The sequence below is a fragment of the Hydrogenovibrio sp. genome, assembly GCF_965140365.1.
GTDB lineage: Bacteria > Pseudomonadota > Gammaproteobacteria > Thiomicrospirales > Thiomicrospiraceae > Hydrogenovibrio.
Window position 1 is genome coordinate 1,969,826 of sequence record NZ_OZ223196.1, and the last position, 17,037, is coordinate 1,986,862.

At 46.5% G+C, this 17,037-nt stretch carries 12 protein-coding genes, 1 tRNA gene and 1 pseudogene; 11 read left to right on the forward strand and 3 right to left on the reverse strand.

Translation table 11 applies throughout. The features are described from left to right. Positions 1–16 precede the first annotated feature (16 nt). The 11 genes and pseudogenes from AC0KH7_RS09395 (at position 17) to qatD (ending at position 14,193) form a co-directional block, all read left to right on the forward strand. Entirely contained in the window at positions 17–589 is a 573-nt protein-coding gene (locus AC0KH7_RS09395; RefSeq protein WP_472372825.1) for a hypothetical protein, read from the forward strand. A 9-nt stretch (positions 590–598) separates the two neighbouring features. After that, positions 599–1,744, forward strand: a complete 1,146-nt coding sequence (locus AC0KH7_RS09400; RefSeq protein WP_472372827.1) for a histone deacetylase family protein — start codon at positions 599–601, stop codon at positions 1,742–1,744. Between the two features lie 8 nt (positions 1,745–1,752). Further along, the gene (locus AC0KH7_RS09405) at positions 1,753–2,637 is read left to right on the forward strand and encodes an amidohydrolase family protein (RefSeq protein WP_472372828.1); all 885 of its coding nucleotides are present in this window, start codon (positions 1,753–1,755) and stop codon (positions 2,635–2,637) included. A gap of 233 nt (positions 2,638–2,870) precedes the next feature. Then, entirely contained in the window at positions 2,871–5,048 is a 2,178-nt protein-coding gene (locus AC0KH7_RS09410; RefSeq protein WP_472372830.1) for an HAD-IIB family hydrolase, read from the forward strand. Then, positions 5,045–5,917: an HAD-IIB family hydrolase gene (locus tag AC0KH7_RS09415; RefSeq protein ID WP_472372832.1), complete on the forward strand. Its 873-nt coding sequence runs from the start codon at positions 5,045–5,047 to the stop codon at positions 5,915–5,917. The genes AC0KH7_RS09410 and AC0KH7_RS09415 overlap by 4 nt, the downstream gene beginning before the upstream one ends. Beyond that, positions 5,914–6,804, forward strand: a complete 891-nt coding sequence (locus AC0KH7_RS09420) for a carbohydrate kinase family protein (RefSeq protein ID WP_472372834.1) — start codon at positions 5,914–5,916, stop codon at positions 6,802–6,804. Before AC0KH7_RS09415 ends, AC0KH7_RS09420 begins: the two co-directional genes overlap by 4 nt. Before the next feature lie 42 nt (positions 6,805–6,846). Then, positions 6,847–8,802: an amylosucrase gene (locus AC0KH7_RS09425; protein WP_472372836.1), complete on the forward strand. Its 1,956-nt coding sequence runs from the start codon at positions 6,847–6,849 to the stop codon at positions 8,800–8,802. 906 nt (positions 8,803–9,708) lie between these two features. Further along, a pseudogene (locus tag AC0KH7_RS09430) lies at positions 9,709–11,399 on the forward strand (KAP family P-loop NTPase fold protein). After that, the gene (locus AC0KH7_RS09435) at positions 11,400–12,155 is read left to right on the forward strand and encodes a hypothetical protein (RefSeq protein ID WP_472372838.1); all 756 of its coding nucleotides are present in this window, start codon (positions 11,400–11,402) and stop codon (positions 12,153–12,155) included. Continuing rightward, positions 12,155–13,453, forward strand: coding sequence for a Qat anti-phage system QueC-like protein QatC (qatC, locus tag AC0KH7_RS09440; RefSeq protein ID WP_472372840.1), 1,299 nt, complete (start codon positions 12,155–12,157; stop codon positions 13,451–13,453). The genes AC0KH7_RS09435 and qatC overlap by 1 nt, the downstream gene beginning before the upstream one ends. Continuing rightward, complete coding sequence (gene qatD / locus AC0KH7_RS09445; RefSeq protein ID WP_472372842.1) at positions 13,450–14,193, forward strand: Qat anti-phage system TatD family nuclease QatD; 744 nt, start codon at positions 13,450–13,452, stop codon at positions 14,191–14,193. The genes qatC and qatD overlap by 4 nt, the downstream gene beginning before the upstream one ends. 178 nt (positions 14,194–14,371) lie before the next feature. On the opposite strand, the gene AC0KH7_RS09450 is transcribed toward qatD, so the two are convergent. From AC0KH7_RS09450 to AC0KH7_RS09460, 3 genes are all read right to left on the reverse strand, one after another. Beyond that, positions 14,372–14,448: transfer RNA gene (locus tag AC0KH7_RS09450), tRNA-Ile, on the reverse strand. 201 nt (positions 14,449–14,649) lie between these two features. Beyond that, positions 14,650–16,017 carry a diguanylate cyclase gene (locus AC0KH7_RS09455; protein ID WP_472372844.1) on the reverse strand — a complete coding sequence of 456 codons (1,368 nt, stop codon included), beginning with the start codon at positions 16,015–16,017 and terminating at the stop codon, positions 14,650–14,652. A gap of 15 nt (positions 16,018–16,032) precedes the next feature. Then, the gene (locus AC0KH7_RS09460; protein ID WP_472372846.1) at positions 16,033–16,839 is read right to left on the reverse strand and encodes a substrate-binding periplasmic protein; all 807 of its coding nucleotides are present in this window, start codon (positions 16,837–16,839) and stop codon (positions 16,033–16,035) included. Positions 16,840–17,037 lie beyond the last annotated feature (198 nt).

A 17,037-nucleotide genomic window follows, 5' to 3' on the forward strand; every position in this document is an offset into this window, starting at 1 on the left:
AAACGGTTATCAACACATGACACGCATCACAGTATTTTTGCTTTTCAGCCTCTCATTATTGTTATCCACGCACACTTTCGCCAAAGCCTCACAAAGCTTGCATGAAGACTACAGCCTGACGACTTACCTCAACCCTTACACTCAAGAACCCGACCAAGTGGAATTATTCACCAAACAGGCCTCCAGCCAGGCTTTCTTCGGTCTTACCTGCAGTGCAGGCAACTCGCTACCTTCTTTGCAAATCATTTTATTAAATAAGGCAATCATCAGCTCAACGCCCAAATTAATGACCGTCCAATATCAAATTCAACCATCCGACAAGCGTGCATTAATTCCATTACAAGGCATTTTAAAAATCCAATCTCAAAACAATCAAAAACAGAATCGAATTCGACTGGAAATTCCAACCCAGAAAATCGGCACTTTCCAGCAATTGCAACAAAGTTATCAACAATTACTCAATCAACTTAAAAACGGTCAAACCCTTCGCATTAAAGTCGCACACCATTCTTTAGGTGAATACGACTATACATTTTCACTGAAAGGGCTAAACTATTTACTTACCTCGAATGAATCTCTTTGCTTTTAAGGAGTGGTTATGTCAGGAAGACGCGCATTCATCAAACAACTGGCCGCCTTCGGCGCGCTGGGTGCAACGGCCTTTAGCCCCATCAGTTATGGCAAACCGGCCAGGCCTGGTGATTATTCGGTCGGCGTGGTGCTTGACCCGCTGTTTCTGAAACACGACTTACCCAAGCATCCGGAAACTGCTCAACGGCTGGTTGCCATCAACGAAGAGATGGAACGCCAGAAAATCTGGGAACAGCTCACGCCGGTCGATACCCGCATGGCAACATTGGAAGAATTGCGCTTCGCCCACCAGCAGAACTACATCGACGAAATCGAAATCCTGAGCAAAGGCGGTGGCGGTTTTTATGATGCTTATAATCAAGACACTTATTTAAACCATGCCACCTTCGATGCCGCAAAAATGGCCGCGGGCAGCAATATCAACCTGAACCTGGCCGTCCACGACCGCCAGGTCGACCGTGGATTCGCTTTGTTACGTCCACCCGGACACCACGCTTTGACCAATAAAGCGATGGGGTTCTGCATTTTCAATTCCGACATCATCGCGGCCCGTGCGCTCCAAAAATACCGCGACGTTGAACGGGTCGCCATCATCGACTTCGATGTCCACCACGGCAACGGCACTCAAGACTTGGTCGCTGACGACCCGTCCATTATGGCCATTTCCATCCATCAACACCCTTACTGGCCGATGACCGGCGGCGCCAAATTCACCGGCAAAGACGGCGCAGAAGGCACAGTGGTTAACTGTCCCTTCCAAAAAAAGGCCGGCAACGCCACTTATCTATCGGTATACGACCAAGTTATCCAACCCAAACTGGAAGCCTTCAAGCCGGACCATATTATTGTATTCGCCGGTTACGACGCCCACTGGCAAGACCCCCTGGCCGAACACCAAGTCTCGGTAGTCGGTTTCAACCAACTGGTGGAAAAATGCCTGAACTCGGCCGACACCTTATGTAATGGCCGCATCAGTTTTTCACTGGGCGGCGGCTATAACCTCGAACCTCTGGCGCACTGCACCGTCGGCACCTTCCATACATTATTGAATAACCCGGAAAAACGCCTCAACCCATTGGGTGAGTCACCGACTCCGGAAGCCGATTACAGCCAAACCATTCAAAAGCTGGCCCGACACCACCTCCAAGCCTAAAGGTTCGAATGACGATGAAAGCCTTTTTGCAACACACCTTATTGATAACCAGCCTGGCTGCATTGATACCAACGAGCCAGGCCAACACCCTGCCAATTTTCGACAGTCACTCGCATTATTCATTGGCCGACAGCCGCGTTCTCAGCCCAGCGCAAATCATTTCGCGTTATGACAAATACAATGTCATCGGCGCCGTGATTTCCAGCACCCCGACATCGAAGGCCGAATTACTGTATCAACATGCCCCCAAGCGCATTATTCCATTTTTGAGCTTATACAAAACCAAAGCCAATAAACCCAACTGGATGCTGGACCTCAATACCTTAAGTGACATTGAAACCCAACTGGATGCCTTTCCTTATCAAGGCATCGGCGAGTTTCACATTTTCAAACAAGACACTTACAGCCCGGTTCTGAAACGCATCATTAAAATCGCAGACGAGCGCAATTTAATGTTGCAAATCCACGGCGATGCGGAAATCGTCGATCGTATTTTCGAAATTTCACCCAACGTTCAAGTCATTTGGGCTCACCTCGGCACCCAACCCACTCCTGACTTTTTGGCTTCGCTCCTGAAGCGCCACCCCAAAAATCTGTACATTGATACCTCGGTACGAGACGGTGAATTTTTTGACGATCAAGGTCGCCTAAACCCTGAGTGGAAAGATTTCTTCATCCAACACCAGGATCGATTACTGGCCGCCATCGATACCTTCAGCACCTTACGCTGGCTCACCGTCGGCCATACCTTATCGAAAATGCGCCGCTGGCTGACCCAATTACCACCAGATGTGGCCCATAAAATCGCCTACCAAAATGCACTGCAACTCTTTAACCGGCAAGACCTCATCCCCAAAAGCATCTCCCAAAATTCGCCAGGCCTGGTCAAATAACGGATTGGGCTTGTTTTCTGCGCCGGGTTTTGTACAATCATTCTAAAGCTCTTTTAAAGTTTCGTTCATAACAGCCTTCGGAACCACTTGATTTTCCGATACTTTCAACTCTTCTTTTGCGCAAAAAAATGCCGAAATCGGCAACGCATTTAACCGTTTCATTGAATTGCCATAACATCAAACTTCGCCCCTAACGGGCTTCTTTAACGTAACAAAAACGTACTGAAAACATTATGAACCCAACAACAGGTGGTCTTTACATCGCCTTAATCAGCGTCCACGGCTTAATTCGTGGCAACAATCTGGAACTCGGCCGCGACGCAGACACCGGCGGTCAGACGCTTTATGTGCTGGAATTAGCGCAAGCCCTTTCCGAAAAACCCGGTGTGGCGCGAGTGGAACTCTTCACACGCGTGGTTCGGGACGAACATGTTTCTCCCGAATACGCCGAGCCGTTTGAAACACTGTCCGATACCTTACAAATCGTCCGCATCGAAGCCGGACCGGACGAGTACATCCATAAAGAACAACTTTGGGATCATCTCGACGCCTTCACCGACAATATGGCGGATTACTTCCGTCAACAAGAGCGCTCGCCGGACATCATCCACAGCCATTACGCCGATGCCGGTTACGTCGGTTCGCAGTTGGCGCATCAACTGTCGATTCCACTGATTCACACCGGCCACTCATTGGGACGGGTTAAACGCGCCCGCTTGATTGCCGGCGGCCTGAGCGCAGAAGAAATCGAACAACGATACAATATGGCGCGCCGCATTGATGCCGAAGAACACACTCTGGCCTCGGCGGAACGCGTGATTACCAGCACCCACCAGGAAATCGAAGAGCAATACGAACTCTACGATTTTTATCAGCCGGAACAAATGCGCGTACTGCCCCCCGGCACCAACCTCAAACATTTTATGCCGCCGATGGGCAACGAGCTGGAAGGCGACCTCTACCAAATGCTGGTTCAGCACCTCAAAGAGCCGGCGAAACCGATTATTCTCGCGCTTTCGCGGCCAGATCACCGTAAAAACATTGCTTCGCTGATCGAAGCCTACGGCCAGTCGGAAGACTTGCAAGACCGCGCCAACCTCGTCATCATCGCAGGGAACCGAGACGATGTCGAAGACCTCGAAACCGGCGCACAACAAGTGTTTTACGAACTCTGGGCCGCCATCGACCGCTACGACCTTTACGGCAAGGTTGCTTTGCCCAAACACCATAGTCGGGACGACGTGCCAATGATTTATCGCATCGCGGCAGCTTCCGGTGGGGTCTTTGTCAACCCGGCGCTGACCGAGCCCTTCGGCCTGACGCTCATCGAAGCCGCCGCCTCCGGGCTGCCCATCGTCGCAACGGAAGACGGCGGCCCCCGAGACATCATCGGCAACTGCCACAATGGCCTGCTCATTAACCCTTTGGAACCGAAAACCATTACCGACGCGCTACTCTCCATTCTCAAATCACCGGAAAAACAACAGGAATTCACCCATAAAGGGTTGGTTGGAGTGTTGGAGCACTATGCCTGGCAGGCCCACGCCGACCGCTATCTTGATTTAGTCAGTCCAATCGTCAAAGAATCCGAGCGCCTTGAACGGCGCCACATTTCAAGACGATCCGGACTTTATCGAGACCGCGCCTTTGTCAGTAGTCTCGACCAGAACCTCATGGGCAATCCGGATGCCTTGAAAGTCTTGCTGGCGGAAATGAAAGCGCATAAAAAGTCCACGCTGTTCATCGTGGCCACCGGCCGCCGCCTCGATTCGGCCTTACGTTTGATGAAACAACACCACATTCCCGAACCGGACATTCTCATTTCCAGTAGTGGTACGGAAATCAGCTACGCCCCGAAGCTGACCACCGACACCGCTTGGGAAGAACACATCGATTACCACTGGGTGCCGCATAAAGTCCGCTCTTTGCTGGATAATTACCCTGGTTTGGAACGCCAACCAAAATCGGAACAGAACCGCTTTAAAATCAGTTACTACATCGACCCGGAAATCGCCGACCTGGAAGAAATCAAACGCTATCTGCATCAGGAAGAACAGTCCGTCACTGTCCAACTGTCTTTCGGCCAGTATCTCGACATCCTGCCGATTCGAGCGTCAAAAGGCATGGCGTTACGCTATGTGGCCGACCGGTGGGAAATTCCGCTGGAACGCATTCTGGTGGCCGGCGGTTCCGGCGCGGATGAAGATATGATGCGCGGCAATGCGCTCGCCGCCGTGGTGGCCAACCGTCACGATGAAGAATTGTCACAGCTCATCGATATCGACCGTATCTATTTCGCCAAAAAGCCTTACGAAGAAGGCATTCTCGAAGCGCTTGAATACTATGATTTTTTCGATAGCTGCCGTCCGCCGGAAGAACATTCGTCTGAACAGACGACGGAGGACGCATGACCTCATCTCAAAATGCTTCGACCTTATTGCTGTGCACCGACATGGACCGCACCGTCATTCCCAACGGTGCGCAACCGGAGCACCCGCGAACCCGTAGCGCTTTCAGGGCTTTTTGCCAACAACCAAGCGTCACACTGGTGTACGTCACCGGGCGACATCTCGCACTGATGGAAGACGCTATTCAGGCCTACCAGTTACCCGAACCGGATTACGCCATCACCGATGTCGGCACCCAAATTCATCATCGCAAAAACAACCACTGGGAAACCGTCACCGAGTGGGAAACCGAAATCGGCCAGGCCTGGGGGAATTGCCAACACAGCGACCTCACCCAACCCTTAATGCAACTGAAAGGTTTAACGCTGCAAGAACGCGAAAAACAAAACACCCATAAGGTGAGTTTTTACGCTGATCTTTCCACAGCCAGTGAAACCGATTATCTGGCACAGGCCGAAGCCGCGCTGGCACCGTTAAACATTCGGACCAGCCTAATTTGGAGCATTGACGAAGCCGCCAATGTCGGTTTATTGGACGTCTTACCGCAAAACGCCACCAAACTGCACGCCATTGAATTTCTACAACAACAGCTGGGAGTTGCGTTGCCGGACGTTGTTTTCGCCGGCGACAGCGGCAACGACCTGCCGGTCCTGACCAGCCATATTCAATCTGTATTGGTGGCCAACGCCTCGGAAGAGATCAAACGACAGGCCTGGCAAGAATGCATGCAAAACCATACCGAAGTCGCATTTTTTCAAGCCCAAAACACCCAAGACCACAACGGCAACTATGCCGCCGGGGTCTTGCAAGGTGTCGCCCACTTTGCGCCCCATTTCCAATCCATCCTTCACGAACAGGTTCTCGCTCTATGACGACTCATAAGCCTTCCATCACCGTTTTCGGTGAAGTCCTATTCGACTGCTTCCCCAATGGCAAACAGGTATTGGGCGGTGCGCCTTTCAATGTCGCCTGGCATTTGCAGGCGCTGGGCGACAACCCCACATTTATCTCGCGCATTGGCGATGACGCTTTGGGCGAAACCATTATCAAAAGCGCCCAGGCCTGGGGACTGCGCACCGACAATATCCAGCTCGACCAAGCCCACCCAACCGGCCGTGTCGACATCACCGTGTACGACAACGAACCCCATTACGACATCACGCCGGGCAGCGCTTACGATTTCATCTCCGCCCAATCGGTTCAACTGCCGAAACGTCACGGCTTGCTGTATCACGGTTCTCTGGCTCTGAGAAGCCCTTATGCCCAACAGCAATTTAGAGCCCTGCGCGAATCCGGTGACTGGTCCGTGTTTCTGGACGTCAACCTTCGGGCGCCCTGGTGGGAAAAAACCAGCCTGTTTGAATGGATTCAAACCGCGCGTTGGGTCAAACTCAATGAAGATGAACTGCGTGAGATTGGCTTTCAGGAACCGGTTTTGGAAGTGGCGATGCGCAACTTTCAAAACCGCTGCGAACTGGAGCAGGTCATTGTCACCCGCGGCGCAGAAGGTGCCTCCGTCCTCACTCCCGAAGGCTTCTTCAGTCAAACACCCGGCGAAATTCCCGATTTTGTCGACACCGTCGGAGCAGGAGATGCCTTTACGGCCATATACATTCATGGTCTAATAGAAGCATGGCCTATTCAAAAAACCTTGATCGCAGCACAGGCGTTTGCGAGTCAAGTCATCGGGTTACGCGGCGCCACCCCCGATAACAAGGCCTTTTACGACACCGACACCTTACTCAAAACAAACGCCTAAGTCCCCAGGACACGGCTCCTAAACACTCGCACCGGGGAATTTATGTACGAGCAAATCTCACATTCTCTGCTGAACGATATCCTGAACAAGATCAAACCGGATATCTACGAAGAGGACCTGCGACATTTCTACACCCGCCTGGGCGCGAACTTTTATGCGATCCATTCTTTGTTCGAACGCCTCTACGGCCATCGCCCCGATTTCAACGACCAGGCGTTACGTCTGGTGGAAACCATGGCGCGTCAATACATCAAACGCCCTGACTGCCTGAAAGACCTCGATATCGAGCGTGAAAAGGACTATAACTGGTTCCTGAGCCAAAAATGGGTTGGCATGGCCTTGTACGCGCATGGCTTTGCCGGTGATCTAAAAGGCATGCAAACCCATTTGCCCTATTTCCAGGAACTGGGCGTCAACATGGTGCACGTCATGCCGATCATGCGCTGCCCGGAAGGCGAAAGTGACGGCGGTTATGCGGTCAGTGACTTCCGTGAAATCGACAGCCGAGCGGGCACACTGGACGACCTCACCGCCCTTTCAGCCGATATGCGCAACCGCGATATGTTACTGGCCTTGGACGTGGTCTTAAACCACACCTCCGACGAACACGAATGGGCACAAAAGGCCCGCGAAGGGGATGAGACTTACCAGGATTACTACTACACGTTTGAATCCCGTAACATTCCGGATATGTTCGAACAAAGTATGCCGGAAGTCTTTCCGGAAACCTCACCCGGCAACTTCACCTGGGATGAGAAAATGCAGCGCTGGGTGATGACGGTGTTCAACGACTACCAATGGGATTTGAACTACAGCAACCCGGCCGTGTTCATCGAAATGCTCGACGTCATTCTGTTCTGGGCCAATCAAGGTGCGGACATTCTGCGACTGGATGCGGTGGCCTTCCTGTGGAAGAAAATCGGCAGCACCTGCCAGAACGAGCACGAAGCCCATTTGATTCTGCAACTGCTGAAAGACTGTTGCCAGGTCACCGCACCCGGTGTGCTGTTCATTGCCGAAGCCATCGTTGCGCCGGTGGAAGTCACCAAATACTTCGGCGAGGACGCCGTTATCGCCAAAGAATGCGAAATCGCTTACAACGCCACCTTCATGGCATTGATGTGGGATGCGGTCGCCACCAAAAACGCCAAGCTACTCAATCAGGGCATCAAAAGCCTACCGGTCAAACTGGAAAGAGCCACTTGGCTGAATTACGTGCGCTGTCATGACGACATCGGTCTCGGTTTTGATGACAAGGACATCATCCGCGCCGGTTACGAGCCGCATTCACATCGTCGCTTCCTCATTGATTATCTGATCGGGAAGTTCGACAATTCCCATGCCCGCGGGCTGCCGTTTGCGGCCAATGACAAAACCGGCGATGCTCGAATTTCCGGGTCACTGGCCTCTTTGGTCGGGTTGCAATACGCGTTGGAAACCGGCGATATCGAAGCCCTGGACAATGCCATCAAACTGATTATTCTGATGCACAGTATGATTTTCTCGTTCGGCGGGATGCCGCTACTGTATTACGGCGATGAAATCGGCACTCTCAACGACGACTCCTATTTGTCCGACCCGAATAAAATGGACGACAACCGTTGGGTACACCGTCCCTCCATCAACTGGGAAAAGGCCGAACGACGCAATACACCGGGTGCGGTCGAATACGAAATTTTCAGCGCCATCAAAAAATTAATTGCCGTGCGCAAAGACATCCACGTCTTTGCCGACTTCAACAACCGTGAATTGATTGACGTCGACAACCCCAACCTATTCGTTATCAGCCGGTTCGACCCGCATAAATACACCGACCGAGTCTTGGTGGTGGCGAATTTCAACGGCAAACCGCAAAATCTGAATATGCAAGAAGTCGATGGCTGGGGCACCTATTCAGAGGGCCAATTGATTGATTTGGTGACTCGCCACAAACCGGAAATCTTCAACAACACCTTAGTCATTCCCGGCTTCAGTTTCTATTGGTTGTATGAAATGTAATAAAACAGCCAGGCCTGGTGGTTATTGAGTCGATTCACCCATATTTTGAAAGAGTCAGTGCAAAAAGACAGGCTCAAGATATTAATAAATCGCGCCAAACGGTTGGCGAGAAAAAACACCAATGAAACAAAAGACGACAGCGAAAGAAAATGGTGCCTCCTCTGTGACTTGAACACAGGACCTACCGATTATGGACCCAACCATCAAATCACACCCTTCTTTTTTATTAAAATTCAAAAACTTAATTAAATACACTTTAATACGTACATTTTATTTAAAGGCATTTAAGGACGTTTAGATAAAAATAAGCATATTAAGGTCTTTGTAATTCCGAGCGTTTGTGAATAGCTTCAAACTGAGCGAAACGAAGGCTTAAAGCTATTCACAAAGAACGAGGAATCGGCAAACGAAATGCGGCAGTAGATAAGCAACTCACCCTTGTAAACAGGCATAAAAAACCGCGAAGATATTTGAGCTTGTTCTCCACGGTTTTGTTAATGACAAGCATAACCACTAGATTTAAGGAGTCTTAATTATGCCGAGCAAGGACAATTTTAAACCACAATTTGCACCGTTGGCCATGCCACAATCCAAATGACTATGCGCTATGTACATTTTGACATCTGATTTTTTTAAAAGATGTTCCTGACAAGAACCCTGGTGCAACAATCCTAAACATTCGCAATATAAAAATATCCTTTACCAACCCCCCAAAAAGCAGTCGGATGATTTTTAATGTAGGATACAGTAATATAGGTTAAAAAATTGTCCGCAGAAATATTCAAATCCTGTTGAAAGCAACTCAAGGAAACATACCCTGTGTGGTCAGATAAGGAATCAGAAAAAGACTATCTTAATTTTGGAGAAGTATCTCAACTAGCTGTCGACATATTAAACTCCAAAGACATGCTGCCAGTTTCTATAGGAATATTTGGTAACTGGGGAGCTGGAAAGTCTTCTCTTTTGAAATTAATTGAGCATGATCTTGAAGAAAGCTCTGAAGATTTCATCGTTATTAAGTTTGACGCTTGGTTGTATCAAGGGTATGACGATTCTCGAGCAGCATTGCTAGAAGTTATTGCTTCTTCGCTTATAGAAGAGACTAAAGAAAACGAAAACTTATTTAAAAAAACCAAAAAACTTCTTTCAAGAGTAGATGGAATTCGAGCCCTTGGATTGTTAATGGAAGGTGGAGCCTTACTTACAGGAACCCCAACAGGAGGGGTCATTTCTAGAGCTACTAACGCATTGAGTGGGTTAACAGATGGGGTTCAAGGTCAGGCAGAAATTGATTCAGCTACCGGTACAGCTCAAGATGCTGTAGAACATGCGCAAGGTCTACTTAAAGAGTCTAAAGAAGTAAAAAGTCCGCCTCAGCAAATTGACGCTTTTAGAGAAGAATACAGTGTAATTCTGGAAGAGTTAGACAAACCTTTAGTTGTAGTTATTGATAACCTTGATCGTTGCTTGCCACAAAATGCTATCCATACACTTGAAGCAATCCGGCTGTTTTTGTTTCTTACAAATACCGCTTTTATTATTGCTGCTGATGAAGAAATGATCCGTTCGGCAGTCTCTAATTATTTTGAGGGGCATCAGAACGACATCAAATTGATTATTTAGACAAGTTAATTCAAATGCCTATCCGTGTTCCGAAAACAGGGGTTCGCGAAATTCGTTCATACCTATTCATGCTTTATGCCATTGAATCTGATCTAACTACGCCTAAACTTAATGCTCTCAGAAAGGGTCTAGAACAGTCCTTACAACAATCTTGGATGAATGAACCAATTTCTCGTCAAGATGCACTGGCGTTAATTGAAGAAGATAATGATGATCTTGCAGAAGCTTTTTCTAGAGCTGATCGTATAGCTCCAATACTGGCTAATTCCCCCATCATCCAGGGAAACCCTCGTATTGTTAAAAGATTATTAAACGTAGTAAAAATGCGTTCCCAAATCGCTCAGCGGCGTTCTATGCCATTAGACGAAGCAATTATCACTAAACTGGTAATTTTTGAGCGTTGTGTAGGGGTAGAGGCGATTGGAGATTTCTATCGCTTAATTGATAGTGATCAAGCCTCATCGGTACTTAAAGAAATGGAAGAAAATGCATCTGAAATTCCTGAAAGTGCACCTGAATCTTGGTCAAAAGATTTAACGACAAAAGCTTTTATACTCGATTGGGTTCAACTTGAACCTAAACTAAGCGAAACGGACTTAAGACCAGCAATATACCTTTCACGTGAAACCATGCCCATCGGTGCATATATAGCGGGCCTATCTCCTACAGCTCAAGAAGCACTTAATGTACTTGTCGGTATAAATAGTTTCAGCTCTCCCGCTGCACAAGGTTGCTTGATTTCATTGCATTTAGAAGAAATGGTTCCTGTTATGGAAGGCGTAATTAATCATTTACGCCAAGTCCATGATTGGGGTGGCCCTCCTAGAGGATTTCATGGTGCATGTTTATTAGCGCGCCATTCCCCGGAAGCATCAAATGCTTTAAAAGTATTTCTGAGCGGACTTTCATTTGAAAAACGCCCTGCATGGATGCAGCTAATTTTAAGAGATGAAGACTGGTTTAAGGAGGACTAAATGGGAACGTCACAATCAAGCAATGGTCCTGGTGGAAATTCACCTCTTGTACCGCCATGGGCCGATGATCAACCCCAACAGCCTGTACCACCCGCACAGAATAGAAGGTTTGCCCCATTTCGAGAAGCTATAGGGAAGTCTGTTCAAGGCGGTGGGGGTCAAAGACAACAATTACAAAAAGCACTTGGGCATTATGCTCGAAAAGCTACTGGCGGCAGTACCGTAGCGGCAAGGAGAATGGGAAGTGTAACTCAGGCCGGTGGAGCTTTATTTAACTTATTAAGCGGAACACCTACAGGTACTGGTCAAACCATTAATCTCCAGAATTTAGCTGGCCTTCCATGTGACCAAGCGATAGCGTCTATTGTTGATTCATTGGGAACAGATGACGGGGATTCGGAAAAAATCCGCGCAGCTATGAACCATGCTCTTGTTGAAGCATTAAATGGTGTAGTTGATTTTGATCCAAATAATATTACTGATGATGTACTTGTAACTACCATGCTTGAATATCTAGCGGAAAGTATATTTTTGCAAATTGTTCATGATGCTGGAAAGGCATGGAATAAAGCAGACACCCAAACTCAAGCCCTGCAAGCTGAAATAAGTCTAAAAGCGCTAATAAAAGCGGTTGTTGACAAGAACATGGCACCGAAACTGGCAGGAAATATCCGTTCTTTTTCTAAAGAGCAGATAGTTCAAATCGAGCGAGAATCCATTATTGAATCATGGAAAGAGTGGGAGGATTATCAATAATGAAATTAGTATTCCATCACGAACAGCAACAGCTCCCAGTGGCAAGTGACGATGTTATTCCCGTCTTGTTGTACGGGAGAAGCGATGGTTCCCGTCATGACATTTCACATATTGGTAACCCTCTCATTGACAAAATTAAACGATTAGGCGTTTCTGTCTCAAGCCAAGCAATGGATTTTCTGACAATAGCATTAGCCGTAACAGCTGCTGATACGTTCGTCCAAAGAGAAAAAGAGGCCGCAGATGGATGGTCAAGAAATCTTATATTGGAGTTGCCACTTCATGATCCAAACCGTTGGATTCCTCTAAAGAAAAAATTAGAAGAGGCCTTACATTTTCTTAGTGGAGATATTTGGACATTTGACTTCAAGCAAGGAGGTTATAAACCTCCTCACCCATACGGAAGAAGATACAAAAAAATAAATCTGAGAGGGCTTGATTGTGTAAGTCTCTTTTCTGGAGGGCTTGATTCAGCAATTGGTGCAATTGATCATATTGAAGACTCTAGATGCCCTTTATTAATTAGCCACGGCTATACTTTTGACAAGGGAAAACAGGATGTTGTTGCTAATAAATTAAGAGGAAATTTTGGAAGGCTTCAACTAAATGCAGCTCCATACTTTGCACTTGGTAAAAATGAAATAACAATGAGGACTCGCAGCCTGAATTTCATTGCATTTGCTGTTATAGGAGCCAGTGCATTACAGCAAATTTCACAACTGACAATTATAGACTTATATATTCCTGAAAATGGGTTTATTTCTTTAAATGCACCACTAACTCATCGTCGAGTAGGATCATTAAGTACACGAACGACACATCCACATTTTGTTAAAGAGATTCAAACACTGTTTGATTCTGTAGGCATTCCTTGCAAGATAATAAACCCATATCAATTTAAAACAAAAGGACAAATGGTTTTAGAGTGTCAGAATCAAGCATTACTTAATGCAATAGTAGATGACACGGTTTCATGTAGTCACTGGAAAAGAGAGAAGCAACAATGTGGTGTGTGTGTTCCTTGCTCTATTCGTAGGGCTGCATTGTTAGAAGGTGGTATTACAGATAATGTAAATTACGCCTTTAATGACATAACAAGTGTTTTAAATGAAGAAGACCGCAGAGATGATTTAATGGCTCTTTCTATATCTGTTGGGCAAAAAGGAACAAGGAATATTGGATCTTGGATTTCAGACAGTGGCCCATTGGATACTAATCAATTTCCAGAATATAAAAAAATATTTATAGATGGTTTAGATGAAATAGAAAAATACCTGATACTTAAAGGTTTATTGTGATAATTGATATGCATTGTCATTTGGATTTGTACCCAGATCCTGCTGACATTATAAAGAAGTGCAGTGAATATGAAGCATACGTGCTCTCGGTAACAACTACACCCAAAGCCTGGGAAGGCACAAATAAGCTTGCTCAAGGGTATGAGAGAATAAAAACGGCTTTAGGCCTTCACCCACACCTTGCGCACCAAAGATCTAATGAAATAGAGCTATTTGATGCACTTCTTCCAAAAACAAAATATATTGGGGAAATAGGCCTTGATGCAGGCAAAAATTTCAAAGAAACTTGGGATATCCAACTAAAAGTTTTTCGCCATATACTTAATAGCGTCAATAATGCCGGGGGCAGAATTATGTCAATTCATAGTACTGCTAGTGCGTCAGCAGTAATTGATGAACTTTCAGGTATAGATGGAATTCCAGTATTTCATTGGTTCAATGGATCACTAACACAATTGAAAAGGGCCATCAGCCGAGATTATTGGTTTTCTGTAGGGCCAGCTATGTTAAAAAGTAAATCAGGTAAGAACCTTGTGTCTATGATGCCTAAAGATAGAGTCCTGACGGAATCTGATGGCCCATTTGCGAAATACAATAATGCCTCGCTATATCCTTGGAATTATGAAATTACGATACGTGAATTAGCTTCGGTATGGCAAATGCCACATCATGAAGTAGATGAGCAGGTTAAACGAAACTTTAAAGAACTAATCGCTTGTAACAATGCAATTTTCGACTAAACATTTAAGCCTCTTGGCCAGAATATCTTAAGGCTTACGGCGCCATTGCATCTTATGACACCATTCCTAAATAGAAACGCCCTACTTCATAGTAACAATATGTAGTAACATTAGATATAGACAGGATGAGCTACACTTTCAAAAACGGTGTAAGTCGTTGATTTAAATATCAAGAAAATGGTGCCTCCTCTGTGACTTGAACACAGGACCTACCGATTATGAGTCGGGTGCTCTAACCAACTGAGCTAAGGAGGCGAATTGACGTACTGGTACGTGCAAATTCTGAAATCCTCATCAAAAAAGATGATGGATATAGACGTTGAGAAGGACGATATTATAAAGAAAACGACAGGGTTTTCATCATGTTTTTTGGCTGAAACCCAAATCGCGACCGTAAAACCGGTTAAAAGTAGGCATAAAACCACCTTGTTGTGGCAATACGCTTTTTATCAAACATTATGACGTCAAACCAGGATCGATTTCAGAATAAACAGTGACTTGATTGCGTCCACGGTTTTTTGAGACATAAAGCGCTTTATCCGCTTGAGCCAGTAGTGAGTCAATATGGGTATTTTCTCGATGCTTTTCCACCACCCCTAAACTCGCGGTAAACTGAACGGTAAAGTGGTCGTGTTTTAACTCGATCTGACTGATCCGCTGACGAAGGGTTTGCGCCATGATCAAAGCCTCCCCTTCATCGGTATTGGGTAAAAGCACCGCAAACTCTTCCCCGCCTAAACGGCCGACAAGGTCTGTAGGTCGGAGAAGGTTTTTCAGTGTTCCGGCGAACCTTTGCAGTGCCTTGTCTCCCAAAGCGTGACCATAGGTGTCGTTGAGTTTTTTAAAATTATCAATATCGAGCATAATTAAGCTCAACGGGCGTTGCAGACGGATAGCCTCGTTCAGCTTCTGTTGCCCCACATCAAAAAAAGCACGGCGGTTACTGAGTTGTGTAAGCGGGTCGCTGTAAGCCAGTTTCTCCGCGCTTTCTTTCGCTTGCTCTAAGTCCAGAGTACGGGCTTTGACCTTTTCATCCAACTCCTGGTTAAGCTTTAACAACTCGTTTTGGTGGCCATCCAATCGTTGAATCATTTGGTTATAACTGTCTTTTAAAATGAGCAGTTCGTTTTTATCTGTCCACGGAATTTCCAGGTCAATCGGTTTCGGGGATTGGGTATTTTGCTGCTGAATTTTGAGGGTAAATTCCTGTAACGGGCGCCCTAAATATTTTCTGATGAAGAAATAAATAATGAACCAAAGCGCGAAGGTTTTGATTAAGGAGTTAATCAGAATCAAAAAGAAGCCATATTTGACTCGTTCAAACACCAGATGATCATTGGAATAAAGCGTCACTTTCCCTAAGGGAATATCTTCTTCAAACGCCGGACCTTGATAATAAATGGGGAACTGATAATCAAAAAGCGACTTGGCGCCCAAGCCGAAAAGTTGTTGCTCTGTGGGATGCCCCATTGAGTCAAAATAAGAAACTTGATTTTGCTCGTTGAACACGGTGCCAATCTGCATATCCATCTTGTGATCGAGCGATTCGATTTTAACCCCAACCACGATGGGAAGGTTGTACATGCCCTGTAAAATCGAGCGCAACAGTTCTTGATTGTACGTCCAAACCGAATCGGAAATCCCCTTACCAAAGGTCGCCGGCAAGGTTTGAATTTCTTCATAAAACTCTTTTTTGGTGTTTTCGTATTCTTTGTAAAGCTGAATCACCGTGACCACAACCGCCACCAAAAAATAAAACCCGAAGATGACGGTCAACAAGTGAAGCGCAATGGATTGGCGATAACGGTTCAGTAAGCCACGCATTTAAGTCATCATACTTTATTGTGCTTGCCAATCTTGAATGCCGTAACGCTCCAGCAATTCCTGTAAACGACCGCTTTTTCGCATTTTGAGGGTTTCTTCCGAGAGAATTTTGGCATACTCCGCAGACTTGGGGTTTTTAGGCGAGAAACTGCTGTAAACATCAATCACCGCACTGGTGGTGCCGGAGATTTTCAGCCGGTCGGATTTGCCCATTTGTTTGGCTTTATATTCCAAGACGATTTTGTCTTCAATGATGGCGGTTAAGCGGCCATTGATCAGCATTTCAATCAGTCTTTCCAAAGGTTTTTCGCCGGTAATGGCCAGGACATTTTCGGGATTTTGATTAATGTAGTCCATCACCGTCGGGTCAACATAGTCATAACCTTTGATAATGCCGATCATTTTCGCCTGCTTGAGCGAGTCGGTTCCGGTATAGCGCCAGGATGCGTCTTTATCACTGAAAAAGGTACTGTTGCTTTTTCCTAACGGAAAATCGGGAAACACGAAATCCGGCGCCTCTTCTCGGAAGCAAGCCATGGTGCCATCGAGCTTCCCTTCTCTAATCAATTGCAAACCTCGGTAATAAGAGACCTCGACAAACTCCACCTCATGCCCTCTTGCTTTCAGCGCTTCCTCCATTAAATCACCTAAATAACCGACCTTACCTTGGTTTTGACTGGGAATGCAGTCGTAAGGACACCATTCATCGCTGGCGATTCGCAAGGTATCAGAAAAAGCATAACTGGGAACAAGCGCCATAAAGCAGGTCAATATCAAGCCGAAGCTCAGAGAGGGTTGGGGTTGCTTGGCTTGCGCACGCATGGGTTATACTCCAATATAAAAGTAAGGTTTTTTCCATTATAGAGTGTCCCGCGAAAGACTTCCATAAGGGTTATTCCGAATCACGTGCATTATGTATTGACAATAATGAACGGTGTCAAAGGTGAAGGAAAACCGGTCGGAGAAATAACGCTGAGGGAGAAATGAAAAAACCACCAGGCCTGGTGGTTTTTCGGATAC

Excerpts from the sequence above, each read along its gene's own strand:
- AC0KH7_RS09395 (WP_472372825.1), top strand. The coding sequence starts at position 17 with ATGACACGCATCACAGTATTTTTGCTTTTCAGCCTCTCATTATTGTTA.
- AC0KH7_RS09400 (WP_472372827.1), top strand. The coding sequence starts at position 599 with ATGTCAGGAAGACGCGCATTCATCAAACAACTGGCCGCCTTCGGCGCG.
- AC0KH7_RS09405 (WP_472372828.1), top strand. The coding sequence starts at position 1,753 with ATGACGATGAAAGCCTTTTTGCAACACACCTTATTGATAACCAGCCTG.
- AC0KH7_RS09410 (WP_472372830.1), top strand. The coding sequence starts at position 2,871 with ATGAACCCAACAACAGGTGGTCTTTACATCGCCTTAATCAGCGTCCAC.
- AC0KH7_RS09415 (WP_472372832.1), top strand. The coding sequence starts at position 5,045 with ATGACCTCATCTCAAAATGCTTCGACCTTATTGCTGTGCACCGACATG.
- AC0KH7_RS09420 (WP_472372834.1), top strand. The coding sequence starts at position 5,914 with ATGACGACTCATAAGCCTTCCATCACCGTTTTCGGTGAAGTCCTATTC.
- AC0KH7_RS09425 (WP_472372836.1), top strand. The coding sequence starts at position 6,847 with ATGTACGAGCAAATCTCACATTCTCTGCTGAACGATATCCTGAACAAG.
- AC0KH7_RS09435 (WP_472372838.1), top strand. The coding sequence starts at position 11,400 with ATGGGAACGTCACAATCAAGCAATGGTCCTGGTGGAAATTCACCTCTT.
- qatC (WP_472372840.1), top strand. The coding sequence starts at position 12,155 with ATGAAATTAGTATTCCATCACGAACAGCAACAGCTCCCAGTGGCAAGT.
- AC0KH7_RS09455 (WP_472372844.1), bottom strand. The coding sequence starts at position 16,017 with ATGCGTGGCTTACTGAACCGTTATCGCCAATCCATTGCGCTTCACTTG.
- AC0KH7_RS09460 (WP_472372846.1), bottom strand. The coding sequence starts at position 16,839 with ATGCGTGCGCAAGCCAAGCAACCCCAACCCTCTCTGAGCTTCGGCTTG.